Origin of the sequence: Enterococcus sp. DIV0876, assembly GCF_050529585.1 — a bacterium.
Taxonomy (GTDB): domain Bacteria; phylum Bacillota; class Bacilli; order Lactobacillales; family Enterococcaceae; genus Enterococcus_D.
In genome coordinates this window covers 2,988,955-3,005,203 of the sequence record NZ_CP172882.1, presented here as the reverse complement: position 1 = coordinate 3,005,203, position 16,249 = coordinate 2,988,955, and the positions used below count along the sequence as shown (strand labels likewise).

Annotated in this window: 15 protein-coding genes; 11 read left to right on the top strand and 4 right to left on the bottom strand. The window is 32.8% G+C overall.

What is annotated here, in order from left to right; all coding sequences use genetic code 11:
- The first annotated feature begins 116 nt into the window (after window positions 1–116).
- The 5 genes from IGI41_RS14245 (at window position 117) to IGI41_RS14225 (ending at window position 6,318) form a co-directional block, all read left to right on the top strand.
- Window positions 117–350: a helix-turn-helix domain-containing protein gene (locus IGI41_RS14245; protein ID WP_430610445.1), complete on the top strand. Its 234-nt coding sequence runs from the start codon at window positions 117–119 to the stop codon at window positions 348–350.
- A complete protein-coding gene (locus IGI41_RS14240) occupies window positions 328–1,299 on the top strand; it encodes a DNA cytosine methyltransferase (RefSeq protein ID WP_430610444.1) in 972 nt (323 codons plus the stop codon). Before IGI41_RS14245 ends, IGI41_RS14240 begins: the two co-directional genes overlap by 23 nt.
- A 1-nt stretch (window position 1,300) precedes the next feature.
- Window positions 1,301–2,809 (top strand): DNA cytosine methyltransferase, encoded by a 1,509-nt coding sequence (locus tag IGI41_RS14235; RefSeq protein ID WP_430610443.1) that lies wholly within the window; start codon window positions 1,301–1,303, stop codon window positions 2,807–2,809.
- Between the two features lie 432 nt (window positions 2,810–3,241).
- On the top strand, window positions 3,242–4,834 hold the full coding sequence (locus IGI41_RS14230) for an AAA family ATPase (protein WP_430610442.1): 1,593 nt from the start codon (window positions 3,242–3,244) through the stop codon (window positions 4,832–4,834).
- 275 nt (window positions 4,835–5,109) lie between these two features.
- The gene (locus IGI41_RS14225; RefSeq protein ID WP_430610441.1) at window positions 5,110–6,318 is read left to right on the top strand and encodes a hypothetical protein; all 1,209 of its coding nucleotides are present in this window, start codon (window positions 5,110–5,112) and stop codon (window positions 6,316–6,318) included.
- A gap of 924 nt (window positions 6,319–7,242) precedes the next feature.
- On the opposite strand, the gene IGI41_RS14220 is transcribed toward IGI41_RS14225, so the two are convergent.
- Genes IGI41_RS14220 through IGI41_RS14210 form a run of 3 tightly spaced genes read right to left on the bottom strand, consistent with a single transcriptional unit; the run spans window position 7,243 to window position 9,571 of the window.
- Entirely contained in the window at window positions 7,243–7,686 is a 444-nt protein-coding gene (locus IGI41_RS14220; protein ID WP_430610440.1) for a hypothetical protein, read from the bottom strand.
- Between the two features lie 3 nt (window positions 7,687–7,689).
- A complete protein-coding gene (locus tag IGI41_RS14215; protein WP_430610439.1) occupies window positions 7,690–8,877 on the bottom strand; it encodes a nucleotidyltransferase domain-containing protein in 1,188 nt (395 codons plus the stop codon).
- A complete protein-coding gene (locus tag IGI41_RS14210) occupies window positions 8,852–9,571 on the bottom strand; it encodes a hypothetical protein (RefSeq protein ID WP_430610438.1) in 720 nt (239 codons plus the stop codon). The genes IGI41_RS14215 and IGI41_RS14210 overlap by 26 nt, the downstream gene beginning before the upstream one ends.
- Before the next feature lie 157 nt (window positions 9,572–9,728).
- Here IGI41_RS14210 and IGI41_RS14205 point away from each other — a divergent pair, with 157 nt between their 5' ends.
- The 6 genes from IGI41_RS14205 to IGI41_RS14180 all read left to right on the top strand — a co-directional run bounded on the left by IGI41_RS14205 (window position 9,729) and on the right by IGI41_RS14180 (window position 13,980).
- Complete coding sequence (locus IGI41_RS14205) at window positions 9,729–10,961, top strand: Fic family protein (protein WP_430610437.1); 1,233 nt, start codon at window positions 9,729–9,731, stop codon at window positions 10,959–10,961.
- A gap of 185 nt (window positions 10,962–11,146) precedes the next feature.
- Window positions 11,147–11,362 (top strand): hypothetical protein, encoded by a 216-nt coding sequence (locus IGI41_RS14200; RefSeq protein WP_430610436.1) that lies wholly within the window; start codon window positions 11,147–11,149, stop codon window positions 11,360–11,362.
- Between the two features lie 27 nt (window positions 11,363–11,389).
- On the top strand, window positions 11,390–11,962 hold the full coding sequence (locus tag IGI41_RS14195) for a Fic/DOC family protein (RefSeq protein ID WP_430610435.1): 573 nt from the start codon (window positions 11,390–11,392) through the stop codon (window positions 11,960–11,962).
- A 486-nt stretch (window positions 11,963–12,448) separates the two neighbouring features.
- Window positions 12,449–12,901 (top strand): DUF5626 family protein, encoded by a 453-nt coding sequence (locus tag IGI41_RS14190; protein WP_430610433.1) that lies wholly within the window; start codon window positions 12,449–12,451, stop codon window positions 12,899–12,901.
- A gap of 19 nt (window positions 12,902–12,920) precedes the next feature.
- Window positions 12,921–13,433, top strand: a complete 513-nt coding sequence (locus IGI41_RS14185) for a helix-turn-helix domain-containing protein (RefSeq protein ID WP_430610432.1) — start codon at window positions 12,921–12,923, stop codon at window positions 13,431–13,433.
- A 139-nt stretch (window positions 13,434–13,572) separates the two neighbouring features.
- Window positions 13,573–13,980, top strand: coding sequence for a hypothetical protein (locus IGI41_RS14180; protein ID WP_430610431.1), 408 nt, complete (start codon window positions 13,573–13,575; stop codon window positions 13,978–13,980).
- Between the two features lie 653 nt (window positions 13,981–14,633).
- Here the strand turns inward: IGI41_RS14180 and IGI41_RS14175 are convergent.
- On the bottom strand, window positions 14,634–16,238 hold the full coding sequence (locus tag IGI41_RS14175) for an ATP-binding cassette domain-containing protein (protein WP_430610430.1): 1,605 nt from the start codon (window positions 16,236–16,238) through the stop codon (window positions 14,634–14,636).
- Window positions 16,239–16,249: the final 11 nt, after the last annotated feature.

Sequence of the window (16,249 nt, the reverse complement as noted above, 5' to 3'; positions counted from 1 at the left end):
GTGCTCTATATCGGTATAAATATCTTGAGGGAATCTTTAAATAATGGTATTGTAGTACTATTGAAAATTCTACTTTTGTAGAATTTTATTTCAGAAAAGCGAAAATGGAGACTGTCATGAAATTTACTTATGATCCACTATGGAAACTAGCTTTTGAACGTAAAATGAACAAAACAACTTTGCGCGATCATACCGGTATCACTTCAGCAACTTTAGCTAGGTTGAGTAAAGATAAACCAGTAAGTATGGAGATACTAGGTAGATTATGCGATAAATTGGATTGTAATATAGAAGATGTTGTAGAGTATATCGGTGAGGAGAATGAATATGGAGAAACTAAAAACTGTTAGTCTTTTTTCCGGTATCGGTGGAATGGATTTAGGATTTATTAGTAATGGTTTCGATGTTATTTGGGCTAACGATTTTGATAAAGATGCTGTAAAGACTTATCGAGCGAATGTTGATGACAACATTATTTATGGGGATATTAATGAACACTTAGATGAAATTCCAGATCATGATGTTTTGTTAGCTGGATTTCCATGTCAGCCTTTCAGTATGATGGGTAAACAAAAGGGGTTTGATGATGAGCGTGGAACTTTATTCTTTACAATAGAACAAATATTGACGAAACATAAACCAAAGATTATTGTATTAGAAAATGTTCGGAACCTTCGTACCCATAATAACGGAGAAACTTTAAAAAAAATGTTAGAAATTTTAGAACATAGATTAGGTTATCAAATGCACTATGATATCTTAAATACTGCTGATTTCGGTTTGCCGCAAAACCGCAGAAGAATTTTTATGGTTGGTTTTTTAAAGGAAATATTTGGAGACTCAACTTTAAATTATAAGCTACCTCAAGGTTATCCCTTGGATGTGACAACATTTGATTTACTTGATAAGGATGTAGATAAAAAGTATTTTCTGTCCTATAAAATCTTACCTACGATAATGTCGAATGGTAGTGGTAATTATAAATCAAAATCAGAGATTAACTTATCAGTTGCAAAACCTTTGACTGCTACAATGCATAAAATGCATAGAGCAAATCAAGATAATTATTTTGAAGATTTTATTAATAGAAAAAAATTTTCTGATACAGATGAAAGACCAATTTCTGCAGTTCGTAGATTAACTCCAAATGAATGTCGTAAATTACAAGGGTTTCCTAATAATTGGAAATATGTTGTATCGGATACACAGTCCTACCGGCAATTTGGTAATGCTGTTTCAGTTAATGTATCGGATTGTATTGCTAAAAGTATAGTAGAATATTTAGGACAAGGAGATTAATATGACAGTAGTAACAGATAATGCTATTATCAAATTATCTAACAATGTTTTTGACCGCAACTTTTTAACCAAAAAAGAGTTTATAGAAATGGTTGAAAATCTAATTGTTACAGTAACATTATTAAAAAATTCCGATATTAAAGATTCGAATGGAAGTCAGAGTACCATTAATATGCTGATAGATTTTGGAATTATCAATGTAACTACAGAATTAGATTTGTTAAAAAAATATTTAGGAAGTTCTCTAATGGATAAACTATTAATATCAATTAATGATGTTATTCGTGAAGACTTGTTGAAGTATCCTGAGATATCTAAATTCCATAAACTTTCACGTGATTTGAGGGTTAGTATCGAAAATGAAAGTGATAAACCAACGCTAGTAGATTTATTTTGCGGAGCAGGTGGCTTAAGTTTAGGATTAACTCAAGAAAATTTTCGAGTAGTATTTGCAAATGATATTGAAAAAGCAGCTTTACGTACCTATTTGTTTAATCATCCGGAAATTGATGGAAACAGAATTACAATGGGAGGAATAGAAGATATTGCCCATAATGTGCGTAGCTATATTCCAGAAGATGTAGATGTGATCGCAGGAGGTCCGCCATGTCAAGGATTTTCAATGGCAAATCGGCAGCGAATCATTGACGATCCTAGGAATATTCTCTACAAGTATTATGTTGAAAGTGTGAAAAATTTGCTGCCTAAGTTTTTTATCATGGAGAATGTAAAAGGAATGAAGAGTGTTGCACATCAAGTTGTTGAAGATTTTAATAAAAATGTTCCGATAGGATATGATATTTCTTTTGATGTTTTTAACGCGCGTCATTTTGGTATTCCTCAAAATAGAGAACGATTGATTTATATTGGAATTCGTGAGGATATTAGAGAAAAATTCCAAACGTCAGCAGAAGATATTATTCAATCGATACGAGATAGCTATAGTCCAATTGAACAGGGACTTATGGATGCTATTGGTTCGTTGCAAAAGCTAGAAGCGTTAAGAGACAAAAATTCAACTGATTCTGAAAACGATATTTCTGGTTATAAAATATCATTAAAAAATAAAAAGGTTGAGAACGAATACGTAACACTTATTAATAACGGTAAAGTGATAAATTTGATATTTAACCATAAAGCTCGATATAATAATGATCGCGATATAGAAATTTTTGGTAGAATGTTTCCTGGTGATAAATCTGATAGTCCACGCATAGCTGATATTATGCCTTACATAAGTCGAAATCATGTGTTTAAAGATAAGTATTTTAAATTATTGCCAGATTTACCATGTAAAACAATTACAGCACATATGAAATTTGATTGTAATATGTATATTCATCCCTTTCAAGCTCGAGGACTTACACCGAGAGAAGCTGCCCGAGTTCAATCGTATCCAGATGATTACTTTTTTTTGGGTCCATATACAAAAACATATCAGCAAATAGGAAATAGTGTTCCGCCAATGATGGCACGAGTCTTTGCAAATAAGATAAAGAATTTTTTATAAACGACGATGTATCGATAAAATTTAGGACTGGTAGAGATATAAAATAACTGAAAATAAAAGTAATATCTAGTTAAGTATATTGATTAGCTGGATGTTATTTTTATCGAATAAATAAGTTGTTTAGTAGGCTTTTAAAAGTTGGACTTGTGCTCTAATATTGTGTGCTATTGATTCAATCTTTCTGACTATAGACATTTGATAATAATTAAATTAAAAATCCTGGGGGCAATTTATGCTAGTAAATCAAACCATTCATCATTTATTCATTGATTTAAATCGTCTAAGTTATTTCTAGGGGTTAAATATTTATTCGTGTTTATGTTTTAAAGAATATCTTGTTATGTTCTTTGCTTTATTTAAATATACCATCATAAAAAGTATCAATTCATGATAAAATGGATGTATTAAATTTTAAATAAGGAGAAATTTTCGATGTTTGAAAGTGAATTAATCAAAATCAATAATTCTTTATTGGCGACATCGGGTATTAATTTAACAAAAGAGTATGATGCTTTGTTAGTAAAGCCCTTAGCATCAACAAACTTGCTCCCAAGTAATAGGGAAACTTCTTCAAAGCAGACACACATTGCATTAAGTGGGAAGAATAGCCAAGACTTTTTTCCTTATGTTGATATTTATCATTACACAGAGATGGAAGAACAAGGGATGAAGTCTTTTTATGTTCTTCAAGTTCCAGTTGTATTAGATGAGAGGAATATAAAATATGCTGACCCAAGTGTGGTAGATTTTAAATTTCAAAATGGAAAAGAAATCGCTAATGGATCAGTGAAATTAAGTAGACCAGGAACATCTCCACAAATTGAATTAGGAAATACATCAACTTCAGACGATGTATTTTTTAGATTTAGAAAACTTTTTTTTGAAAAAGATTTTTTGGTTATTTTAAAAGTGAAACAAAAAGTTGAATATGAAGCTTATATTATCAAAGCTCAAGACGGGGTAGATGCAGGATTATCTGATGTTGTAGAATTTAACATGAATCGCGCAAAAGCAACTATCGTTAATCTTACATCTATAACTCCCTCCAATAGTGAAAAGACAGATGAGTGTGAAAATATTGTTGGTAAGAATGTTATCTATTATGGCGCACCAGGAACAGGCAAGTCATTTAATGTCACAAAAGAAATAAAAAAATATTATGAAGATTTTGAATGTGAAGATAACATAGATGCGCAGTTTGTATTTCGTACAACATTGCATCCAGAATATACTTATAGTGATTTTGTAGGACAGGTGATGCCAAATGTTGAGGGAGAAAGTATAAGATATGATTTTGTACCAGGTGTGTTTACTCGTGCGCTCGAAAGAGCACTTGCTTTTGAGAGTGTTAATAAGCCAGTTTTCCTTGTCTTAGAAGAATTATCACGTGCAAATGTTGCTGCGGTTTTTGGCGATCTATTTCAATTGCTTGACCGTGAACAAGGGAAATCTGAATATAGTATTTCGAATTCAGTAATTGCTCAGAGTGTATATCATGCGAATTCTACAGAATATGAGATCTTAAACAGAAAAATATATCTGCCTAGAAATTTGTTTATCCTTGGGACAGTAAACACAAATGATCAAAATGTTTTTGTAATGGATACAGCATTTAAACGTCGATTTGAGTGGAAATACATTTCTACTAAACCTGTTAGAGGAGAAAATGGAGAAGAGCTTAATAACCCTACAATTATGATTGATAAGAATACTTCGATTAAATGGTGGGATTTTTATCAAAAGTTAAATCATTATATCACTAGGGATATGGGATTAGGTGAAGATAAACAGGTTGGGCAATTTTTCATTAAATTTGTAGGAGATAGTAAATCAAATCAAGAACAATTACAAAATAAGCTACTTCAATATCTTTGGGATGATTTGCATCAAGTCTCGTTTAAAAAAAAGTTGTTTGGTAGTATAACGAGCTATTCTGATTTATATGATGCATTCGCTGAAGGAGAAGCTATATTTGTGGATGAGTTTTTAACTTCTTTAGATACTGAAAATGTTGATATCATTTGAAATGAAAATACATGTCTATTTTTAGTAGATGAATATATATAGGGATAGGATTTAAATGCAATAAATTATATAAGAAACTCACTTTCCAATTTTATCAATTTAAATTTAGTATAAACTAAGGTTTATCCACTATTGATAATTAAAAATGATAATTTGGATTTATCTGTGTCTGTGTTAAAAATTCGAGTATCAACATTACAAGATAAAGAGATGACTACTTCTCCAGAAGGTATTGATACAGTTTAGGTTAGGTAAAAAAGCGTGGAGGAATGTTTATGGAGAAACCTAAAATAATATTCCGATTGGATGGCAGTTTAATTGAATCAGAACTAATAGATAAATTTCAATTGCGGAACTATGCTAGAAATCTACGATTCTCATATGCAAAAAAAGGAGAAGTCCTAGACTTTGTGGGTTTTATTATTCAAAAAAACGAAATTTTAGTGTCTTTGCCGAAGCATTATAGTGATATTGACGATTTGAAAATGCTATCTAATGAAGATGTAGAATTACTATTTAATGTGTTAATACAAGAACAAGTGAGAAATGTAGGAAAATATAATAGAGATATTAAAGAATTTGATTCGAATTTTCCCTTCGAAGCATTTTATTCCATTTATCAATATTTTCAACAGTACGGATTATACCAGGAAAAAAAAACTGTTGCAAAGCCTGGATATAATGGCAAAATTTTTTGGAAAGATACTATTCGTAAAGCTACCAACGTGATTAGCAATGGAAATTTGGTTTACTTGCCGTTATTTATTAAAGAAACTCAAGAAAAACAAGTCTTTTTGAGTGGATGCATGGCATTTGCAATAAACTATACTTTGATGAAATTTCCATACTTTGTTCATGGAAAATCACCAGGTAAACATTTATCCAATTTTGATTTCTGGGAAAATAGGGATTACGTAGTGGGAAAACTCAAGAGAATTTATACAGAATTATTCAAAGATATTCATAAGAAACTAGTCCATGATTTAATTGACTTTTTTTTGGAAGTTCCAGAAAATGGGAGTATTTCGGTTAAGCATTATAATTTCGAATTGGTCTGGGAGACTATGGTAGAAAAATATTTAAATGACTTCTTTGTGGGTTTTGGTGATGGTGGTATGATGTTTGGAGAAAACGGAAATTTTCAGTTTAATAAAAAAAATTTTAATATTGATAAAGCTCATCCAGCAAATAGAATTGAGCCAGATCATTACTTTCGCAATGATGAAATACAATTTATTATTGATGCCAAGTATTATTCAAAAATTTATGAGTTAAATCATAAGCAAGTAGCATATCACACATTTTTGAAAAAATTAGCAAATAAAACGTATAATGCCCTAATTCTTCCAACGGAAGGTGTTGATCATTCTAAAGAGCATTTTGAACTTAAAGAAGAATACTATGTTCATTCTGATGATAAGATAATGATTTGGGAGTACTATTTAAATATGAAAAATGTAATGAATAATTTTATTAGAAAATAAAATATTTTTAAGTTAGTTTAAACTTTCGCAAATTAAACTAATTCTTGAATAGTAATGGAATTTAAAATCTTAAAATACTAATATAATATTAATATGCATTATCAAAAGGTTAGGATCTCTTAATAATCGGTTGGGAATACTATATTAATTGGGCTTTTATTAATGATTTTTCACATGTACTTTTAGAATAATACTTTTTTTACAAGGAAAATTATGTGTTCTTATGTTTTTGATATTTATTCTAAAATCAATTTTAAGGGTATTTATATAGATAATTGTACTAAAAAACTCTTAGGTTTAGCAGATTAAAAATTATACTTCGAAGAATATTAGTTTGATTCCATGGCAAGTGCAGCTTAAAAATGGAGGGATTGGGGATACAGTCATTCTTTGGCCTTTTCTTTTAAGCATATCCTTGATTCTTTCGATTTTCGTTATATAATGTATTTTTAACATACCTTTCAAGGCAGTGAAAATCTCTTTCATATTTAAACTAAGACAATTATCAGAAAGTATTCCGTGGTTGATAAAAACGCTTGAACAGGAACTCATGTCTGCATTAATCTGATTATAATTCAAAAAAATACTATTTTACTAACAGATGTGAAATACTAAATAATGTAAATAAAGAGTTACTGATAAATGAAATTAGCCTCTTCGACATTTAGTGTTGGTGGAGACAAATTCAACTGAGAAATTAAGTTGGATGGGGCTGTGACATAAGTCTCTAACAAAAAAGCGCATGAAATGACGAAAAACCGTTCATTTCATGCGCTTTTTTTAGTGGCTCTCTGTTAGAACGGGGCATGCATAGCGGCGCGGCCGCTATGCAACAGGCAAAATCACCACGAAGGGTGGTTCGCTTGAGACGAAACCCTTCGTGGTGATTGCCTAGAGTAGATAAATTATAAAACTGTTTTCTAATTAGTTTTCTTGCGAGTCTTGTAATGTGGGATGTTCACCGCCACCCAACCATTTTCCTGTTGCGAGCCACAATTCATAGAAAAGCAACCATTCAATTGCCCAAGGAATAAGAGTATCCTTTAACCATAATTTAGATGTCCATTCGTCTTTGATAGGATGATATAAGCAAATTCGAACTTTTTTCTTCTCTTTGTCTATATCATACTTATGTGGAAAGTTAGGATCATCTAATTTCTTTAAGTCACCATATACCCAGACTTCACATTTTCCGAATTTTTCGAGAATAAATTCGGTTTGATACTTTCTTGATAGTTCGGTTGGCTGAAGCAAGAGGTATATAGTCATATTTTTTTTACCAAATTTTATTTTGGCTTCAGGAAAAACAGATTTTATTGCTAAATAATGCTGTGGGAGAGACTTTTTCGTGAGAAAATTTCGTTTCATAAATTAGTCACTCCCGAAAAATGTGTGATTTTTGACAGGTACAACTGAAGCGCTTTTTGCGCTTGTTATGTGCCCCTGCGGATTGACGCCTAGCTTTCCTTTAATACGATTATTTTGGATAGTATTTCCATATTCTTCAAAAGTATCTTGGATAACTTGAGATCCAAAATTTTCAGTCATTCGATTTTTTAATGAATCAAGTCCATCAATGAAATTCAATGGGTCTTCAATGATATCTTTTTTAGCCTTCTTCAACCAACTAAAAAATGCATCTTGTCGTTTCGGCTCTGTAACCCAACGATCTGCGAAGTTTTCTTGTCGTAAAGTTGGATTCAATACCTGAAGTTCACCATACTCATTCTTAGTAATAGAGTTCTCCATGTTTTCGATAATATTACATACGGCATCGTAAACATTGCTTTCACCATTGTATGCACGAGCAGCAAGCGTGTTGATTATGATAGAAGCTGGTCTATGCTTCTTACCTTCGAACATAATGTCTCGATGGCGTTTTAGTATTTGAATAGCCATTTGAAGAGGGGTTCTAAGGTTATACAACCGAATTTTTTCGACTTCCACTTTTCTAAGCTCAGCATAGTTTTGCAAAGCCTCAGTATAGACATGACTCATTTTTCGCGTAAACCAGTCGAGATAGCCCTTAGGATCGCTGATTCCGTTCCCATAAACGTTTTCTTTTATCTTTTCGGTGATCCTAATTGCTGTAGACGTTTCAACGGACAATTTTGGTGTGCAAGGAAGGACATCCATATGAAAGTCAGCATATTTTAGAGTCCAACAACGTTTACCTTCTGGATCCATCATTTGAAAATATCTTGAGCTTTCCTCCAATCGTTTACCAACTATTTGTTTTACTTCTGCATCACTAAGATTATTCCCGTTTGTTAATTGACATACTAGGTCAACATCATATTCGCCATTTTTGTCGGAGCTTAAAGGTTTAATCATTGTTCCAAGAGCCATTGATCCTTGTGGGAAAATTTTTATATCTAAATCTTCCTCTAAGTTTCCAAGATAATTTCCTACGGCCTCATAAGATGATACTATTTCTTGAGTTGTTGTATCAGATACATTAAGCGAATTAGCTAGTGCTTGATAGATTTGCGTCAATGTTTCGTGTGATATGTGGTTCATTTCTTTCTCCTTCCTAACAGGTAGTAATGTATTTTGCATGTTCTCCGATTTTAACTGCTTGTCCGTCAATATAGATATTTTCTGTATCGATATCATTTTGTGAAGCCCAAAAAAACTTATTGCTGGATGCTGCATTTTTTTTTAGTTTCTCCATGAGTTTCTCTGGAAGAGTAACTCTATACACATCGTAAGAAAGATATTCATCCATCTTGAAATAATGGCTGTATCGTAATCCAGTTTCTTTTGTATTTACATATTCAAATCTTACCTCTTTTAAATCCTCTATATCTAAGAGTCCAGGCTCTATTATTTCTTCAATAAATTCCCTTGTTACTGTGGTTTCACGGTTTTTTCGAGTCTTAAACCATTCCAAAACTTTCATAATATTCTTTGCAGGCGCTTCAATTCTAAGATCTGCCTCTTCAAAGAAATGTTCATTTGATTCGTCAGACACTTCCAAAACTTGCTTGATGTTGTTAAAAGTATCATAATACTTGTACACTCCACCAATAGGCTGATATTGCTGGATTCGGTTTCCGTGAATTAACAAGAATTTTCCGTCATCTTTTATTTGAAAAAGATAAGAGAGACTTAGTCTTATCTTTTTGTTGCCAAGGCGCCATACTTTAAAGCGAGTTCGGATATCTTTTCGGTTTGCTACAATGTAGGTTAAAATGCTACCAACCGCAAAGCTGATAATATTCGATAATAATTGATCAATGATATAATTCATTTTTCCTCCTGATTATTGTCAAACAAAGCATATAAATCAGTTTGAATCGTGGTATACTTTTTGACAAGGTTGCGATTTTTTGATTTAATATAAGTAAATGATATCATCTATTTTTAAAAAAAGCAATTTTTTCAAAATAAAAAACGGAGGAAATAGATTGAAGTACGAAAAATTAAGGATTTTGTCTTATGACGGTGATATTGAGGAAGAATATGAAAAAAGATTTAATTCCTATACAACAATTAAGACCAGTATTCGAATTCATCCTTTCTTGAAGGGAGAACGTGTATCCGATGAGACACTTGAACTATTTTATCTTCCGCTTCCTAAATTATTAAAAAAGGAAGAAGAGATTAGATATAATTCTGAGAAACTCAAGAATTTGAATGCTCATTTACCCGGTGTTGCACAATTCAATATAGTTGTATCTAATATCGCGGATGAGATTCAAAGTACAAATGAAACGGAAGGAATCGAAAGTTCAAAGACTGAGATAAGTGAAACAATACTAAGTAGGGAAAAAAAGACGAGATCTAACAAACGATTCCGAGGGATAGTAAACATGTATATGAATCTTTTAGATGAAGGAAACTATTTATCAATTAATGAACCAAAAGATTTTAGAAGTGTTTACGATTCTTTGTTTGATGATGAAAAGGATATCTCTGAATGGCCTGATGGGAAATTTTTTAGAGAATCTCCAGTATCGTTAAAAAGGAAAAAGGATGATAGTATTGCGCATATAGGTGATGCAAATGAACAGGAAATTACTAATAATCTTGAAAAATTAGTTTTTTTCATGAATTCAAAAGACTATCCATATCTAGAAAAATGTATTATAGCTCACTATTATTTAGAATATATCCATCCTTTTTATGATGGAAATGGAAGACTGGGTAGATACATAATGTCTTCATATTTATCCCGTAAGCTTGACCTATTCACTGGTGTTTCAATATCAAACTCAATTAACAAGAATAGAGAAAAATATTATGCGTCACTTCTTGAAGTTTCAAATCCACGCAATAAAGGTGAAGTTACTCATTTACTTGATGATATTTTGGAGATTATTCTTGAAGGACAAAAGGCATCACTTGAGCAGCTGGAAGAGGCTACAGCTAAGATGAATGTATTAGATAACTACCTTAAAACGATTAAAAATCTATCTGAAGATGAGATCAATGTCTTATATGGATATCTACAAGATTATGTATTTGCTAGTGATAGAAATCTTGAAGATTCAGAAATAGCAAATTTTCAAAACTATTCAAGATATAAAATGAATCAATATTTGACTAAATTGACGGACTTAGGCTATTTAGTTAAAGTGAAGCAGAAGCCAGCAGTTCACCAACTTTCTAATTTAGTTCTTGATAAAATTGAGTTATAAGATTTAGTAGTACTTAAACGAGGTATTAGTACTCATAGACTTTTGATAGAACCCGAACTAAAGTCTTTATATGATTGATTATGATGTTTTTTAACTTTTCTCTATGTAAAATGTAGCTACGATAAAAAAATGTAAAAACATGATATAATGAACATCATTAAGCAGTTTAAAAGGAGTTGGTAAGTATGTCTGATTACAAATACTCAATAAAAAATACAACTAAAATCGAGCGTGAGAAGCTCCGTAATGTTGCATTGAGCTATTCAACTTTAGATGCTGCTGAACCTTCAGATGATACTATGAAATTAGTGGAGGAATATGTGGCAGGTAACATGGAAATTGCGGATGCCTTAAAAACGGTTATTGAAAAATATCGTGCAATAGGTTTGAAAAATGCTTGATCCTTACTTGATTTCAGGACTGATGTCTTGCAAAATAAGCTAGGTATAACGGATAAGAATCTTCTTGAAAAAGCTGAAGCGGATATCACGTATTTAAAATTGTTAGATATTGATGCATGGTTTGAAAAGAAGCTACTCAACTACGAAACATTTCTTGAAGTTCATAAATACATTTTTGGTGATTTATATGAGTGGGCAGGTCGGATTAGGACGATTGATATTTATAAAGAAGAAGCTGTTCTGGGTGGTGTGTCGTTAACATACGGTGAAACCTCATTAATTCAGCTTCAAATTGAAACGATTATTGATGATCTGAACCAAGTAGAATGGTCTAATATTAGTTTGGAAGATATGATCCCGTTGTTCTCAGACTTGATTGCTCGACTATGGTTAATTCATCCGTTTAGAGAAGGAAATACTCGAACGGTTATGCGCTTTGCCGGTCTATTTGCAAATGCTAAAGGATTTCCGTTGAACTCAAAACTTTTACGTGATCATGCTAATTATGTAAGAAATTCATTGGTACTCTATTGTGTTGATGAAGCACCGGAGAAAGAACACTTTTTACAAATTATGACTGATGCGATTAATGATTTTTAAGGCAAATTTTACTAACAGAAATTGTATTCAACTACCATCTACCGTGGTTCAAACTGGTTCAAATACTGTCTATAGAAATCCCTTTTTATCGAATCTCAAGTAACATGAATACCCTAAATCCTTGATATAAAAGGATTCCTATGGATTGAGACTCTTAAAAATTACGGTTATCCGTTCTCAAAACAGTAATCTTTTTCATATCAATATTGTCAGACGTTTCGCAATTCATTTTGCGAAGCGTCTTTTTAATTGCTGACACTATTTAGAACTGAATCTTTTTTGTAGTGCGTTTTGCCATTCAATCATACTGAACGCAGCGCTGAACTTGAGTTGAAGGTAATATATCCAAATCCAAAAAACTGATAAAAAACGAAATAAACGCTTTTAAACTAGGATGTAAACAGAAAGTTTACGTCATGTAAACTGTATGACGCTTGAGGAACAACTATATACATACATATAATGAACGAAAGAAGGGGGAAGAAAATGAAGACAATTATTACGTTACTTTTGGTAGGGATTGGAAGTTTTATGTTTCCAATAACAAGTTTTGCAGAAGAAAATATGTTTTTAACAGTCGATCTTGAATCTAGTATAGGTATCCAACAACTGTCCTACATGAATGATTCCGGCGAGGAAATTGAATTGATGATTGAGGAGGTTTCACCTGTATCTAGAATAGGTAAAGGAACCTATAAAGTAACCAAGAAAAACAAAGGGAATTGGTTAGTGTCGTACAATGTTAGTGTGAATGCCAATAAACAGTTCACTGCAGCCACGAATATGAATATAACAGCTTATCAAGGGAGCATTACATCAAGTTCATTGACTAATACGACTAAAAAAGCAACGTGTAGCTTCAAACACAAAATCGGTATCATCACATCAAATGCTCACGTGACGACGACAATCTCTAATGGTAAACTTGTTGTAAAATAGTGGGCAGGTGTTTGTAATGATGGAACTTGGAGGAAAGCTAAAATCGCATCGTGTAAGTAAAGGATACTCACAGACTTTTGTTGCAGAACAATTGAATGTGTCCAGACAATCTATCTCAAAATGGGAGAATGATAGAGGCTATCCAGACTATGACAATCTAGTTTTGTTGAGCCAACTTTATGAAGTCTCAATAGGAGAGCTTCTGGATGAGAACGAAAAATTAAAAAAGCAAATAGAAGAAAACAAAGATGAAATTTCAAAAAAGAGACAGAAACTTCGGCTTATACGTCATACTTTAGAAAAAGATGAAAGTCTTATGTTGATAGGATTATCCGCGTTGGCATCATTTATTTTTCCTGTAGGTATTATCGTATGTATTTTTGTATGGATCAGAAATAAGAAAAATAATGCATATTTTAAATTGATTTACTTACTAACCATCATTTCCTTAGGATTGAATTTGTATGCGGGATATGGCCACTTATCAAATTATATGGGATGGGGAGAAGTGACTATAGAGCAGATTGAATAAAGTGGCGCAAAAAAAGCGCGCTCGCTGTCTGTGAGGAGAGAAGAAGTCACCAACCACGCGTGATGTACTTCTCATCGGTTCATTGCTTCAAGATTAGGTGAACAAAAAGTAAATAAGTCAGAAAAGAAGAGGCGCTTTTATGAAGAACACATTTATAGTGCTCCTTTCTTTTACGTTCCTATTTTTAACTAGCTGCACGCACAACAGCGTAGAAGAAAGTATAGGTGAATCCGATTATTATTCAAAGAAAGAAATAAAAGAGGCTATGGATACAGTGATTTCTACTGCCCGCAAAGAATTATCAGTTGCAGATATAGTGTCATTAACATATGATTCTGCTGATTGTAATAGAGTGATCGAAACAATCATGCCAACTTTAGAGGTAGATAAAACTTATTCTCAGTCGGATGCATTGGTGATAAATTCAGAAATAAAAACAAAATATTCTTCAGGATCATTGGAGCCTCTATCAAACTATAGCAATTATTATTGGATATTAATAAAAGATGATACTTGGAAAATTATTTATTCCGGTTTTTTGAATTGAATAGTTGTTGTTTTCGGGGAGGGTAAAATAATATTCTGCTAAAAATATTCAGCAAGCTGATACAGTATCTAGTTTTCAAACTGAAAAGAAAGTACGTTTTTTTGTATAGCTAACGCACCAACAATTAGTAATTTAGCTACCGTTTGAGCACTTATTAAGTGCTTTTTTTTGCTCTGCGACATTTAGTGTTGGTAGAGATATATTCAACTGAAAAATCAAGTCTGATCCAGTTAAACAAATTGTTTAGCTGGATTTTTTTTTCATTTATGAAGTTACGTATTCTTCTTATCACTTTGATTTTATTATTTGTTCCCTATAAAGCACCGTTAGTATACGTAGTTTCAAATGCATTTTGAATGCCTTATTTATTCTTGTTCAAGAAGGTGCGTTTTTTTCTAAACCGTTCCGTGAGGCTAGTGTTTAAGCTGTGTATCGTATCAAAAAAACTATTTGTATCTTTCTGTTTGAAATGATAGAGCAGGCGCGGACATGCTTCTAGGTTGCGCTTAATTGATCATTATAGCTTAGCAGGTCATCTATAATGGCTTTTTCAGTTGAATTTTAATAGAAACCGTTCATTGTACGCGCGCTTTTCTTTTAGATTCTTAGACGATACACAGCATAGGTAAGTTTCTGTCCGCTAAATTCGTAATTTAGGTATTTAACTGAATTCGTTCATCAAATGAACTGAGAAACTCTTGACTTGTTGAGTGAGTAACAACAATGATTACTTTGTCCGTAAGCGAACATATTAAGTCACGAATAATCCTCTCATTTTCACTGTCTAGCCCAGATGTCGGTTCATCAAACAAAATAACGTCAGAATCTTTAAAGATTGCTCGAGCAATCTCAAGTCGCCTAAGCTCGCCGCCAGAAAGAAAATTTATCCAGGTGTTGTCTTGTGTATCAGTCAATTGATTGTCATCGAACCGTTTGCCCAATCCACTTCGTTCTAAAACATCAATGATTTTTTCCAGTTCGTATTCGCTAAAACTAGAGATGTTGTAAGCGATACTCGTCTGAAAAATCGCTGTTTTTTGTTGTACAAGTGCGACTTTTTGATAAAGCGAGTCCCTTGATAGCTGATTCATCTCTTGATCGTTCACCAATACTTGATGATTGTCAACAGGGTAAATCCCCGCCAATATATTCAACAGTGTCGACTTTCCGCTGCCACTCGCACCAGTGATGGCATACTTTTTCCCACGTTCAAATGTTTGAGTAAACCCATTGAAAATCAACCGATTTCCATGATAGAAATGTAGATTGTCAACCGATATAGAGCGGATTGGTTCTGCAAGTTCAAGTGGACGTTCGGGTTCATCATCAGCGGTATTGTCAAGGAAACAAAGCAAATCATCCGCTACCTTCTTGCTTGCTAAAATATCTGTAACAGAAGTGCTAAAGTACTGTAAAGGGCCGGCAATCGTGCTCATTAACGTTGTCATCGCAATAAGGTCTGGAATGGAAATCCTTTGTGTAGCGACAAAGAAACCGCCAATAATCCATGTTCCTGAATAAGCAAGATCGCCAAGACCAAAAGAAATTGCATAGGTCAATCCTTGTAAAGTCTCAAAATTGAGACTTTTCTTTGTTAATTGTTCACTACTTTTGTTAAAAATCTTCAGATATTTTGGGAAAGCTCTTCCTACGCGTAAGGTCATGTACCCTGCGAGTAGTTGGTCAAATAAACCAAGTGTACGGTCTTGCTCCACAACAACAGATTTACGACGATTACTAAGAATTCGCTTAGCGAAATAAGGAGCCAACAATGGACTAAAAGCTAAGAGCAACATAATCAGTGAAAAAGAAGTATTTAGTTTTAGCGTGAACAAAAGAGAGAAGAAAAAGGTGAAGACACTCAAAATCAGGCCCAATCCAGGCTTTAAAAATTCCGATTCAACGACTTTCATCTCATTTACGAACATTGAAAGATACTCATTTTTCTTATTTTTAAGGAATATGACCGGATTCATTCGAATGATTTTTTGTGAGAGACGCTCTCTCAACTGATTCATGATTGTTTGGACTAAGACTGCTTTGCTTCTCCTCGGGATAAAGTCGCTCATCGTGTTTAATAAGATATAAAAAAAGGCGAATATGCCAACAAGTACAAGTCGTCTTACATCGCCAGACATAGCAACTTCAGTAATTTGTCGATAAACCAAGGCAACCCCAACTTGAATCAATGCTGCGATTGCGCATAAAATCACATGGATGAAGAAAAGTGATTGGTTTCGTTTTATTATTTTTTTCATTGTGTTCCTCC

Excerpts from the sequence above, each read along its gene's own strand:
- IGI41_RS14200 (WP_430610436.1), top strand. The coding sequence starts at position 11,147 with ATGTCTGATTACAAATACTCAATAAAAAATACAACTAAAATCGAGCGT.
- IGI41_RS14190 (WP_430610433.1), top strand. The coding sequence starts at position 12,449 with ATGAAGACAATTATTACGTTACTTTTGGTAGGGATTGGAAGTTTTATG.
- IGI41_RS14220 (WP_430610440.1), bottom strand. The coding sequence starts at position 7,686 with ATGAAACGAAATTTTCTCACGAAAAAGTCTCTCCCACAGCATTATTTA.
- IGI41_RS14215 (WP_430610439.1), bottom strand. The coding sequence starts at position 8,877 with ATGCAAAATACATTACTACCTGTTAGGAAGGAGAAAGAAATGAACCAC.
- IGI41_RS14235 (WP_430610443.1), top strand. The coding sequence starts at position 1,301 with ATGACAGTAGTAACAGATAATGCTATTATCAAATTATCTAACAATGTT.
- IGI41_RS14210 (WP_430610438.1), bottom strand. The coding sequence starts at position 9,571 with ATGAATTATATCATTGATCAATTATTATCGAATATTATCAGCTTTGCG.
- IGI41_RS14240 (WP_430610444.1), top strand. The coding sequence starts at position 328 with ATGGAGAAACTAAAAACTGTTAGTCTTTTTTCCGGTATCGGTGGAATG.
- IGI41_RS14175 (WP_430610430.1), bottom strand. The coding sequence starts at position 16,238 with ATGAAAAAAATAATAAAACGAAACCAATCACTTTTCTTCATCCATGTG.
- IGI41_RS14180 (WP_430610431.1), top strand. The coding sequence starts at position 13,573 with ATGAAGAACACATTTATAGTGCTCCTTTCTTTTACGTTCCTATTTTTA.
- IGI41_RS14230 (WP_430610442.1), top strand. The coding sequence starts at position 3,242 with ATGTTTGAAAGTGAATTAATCAAAATCAATAATTCTTTATTGGCGACA.
- IGI41_RS14225 (WP_430610441.1), top strand. The coding sequence starts at position 5,110 with ATGGAGAAACCTAAAATAATATTCCGATTGGATGGCAGTTTAATTGAA.
- IGI41_RS14245 (WP_430610445.1), top strand. The coding sequence starts at position 117 with ATGAAATTTACTTATGATCCACTATGGAAACTAGCTTTTGAACGTAAA.
- IGI41_RS14185 (WP_430610432.1), top strand. The coding sequence starts at position 12,921 with ATGGAACTTGGAGGAAAGCTAAAATCGCATCGTGTAAGTAAAGGATAC.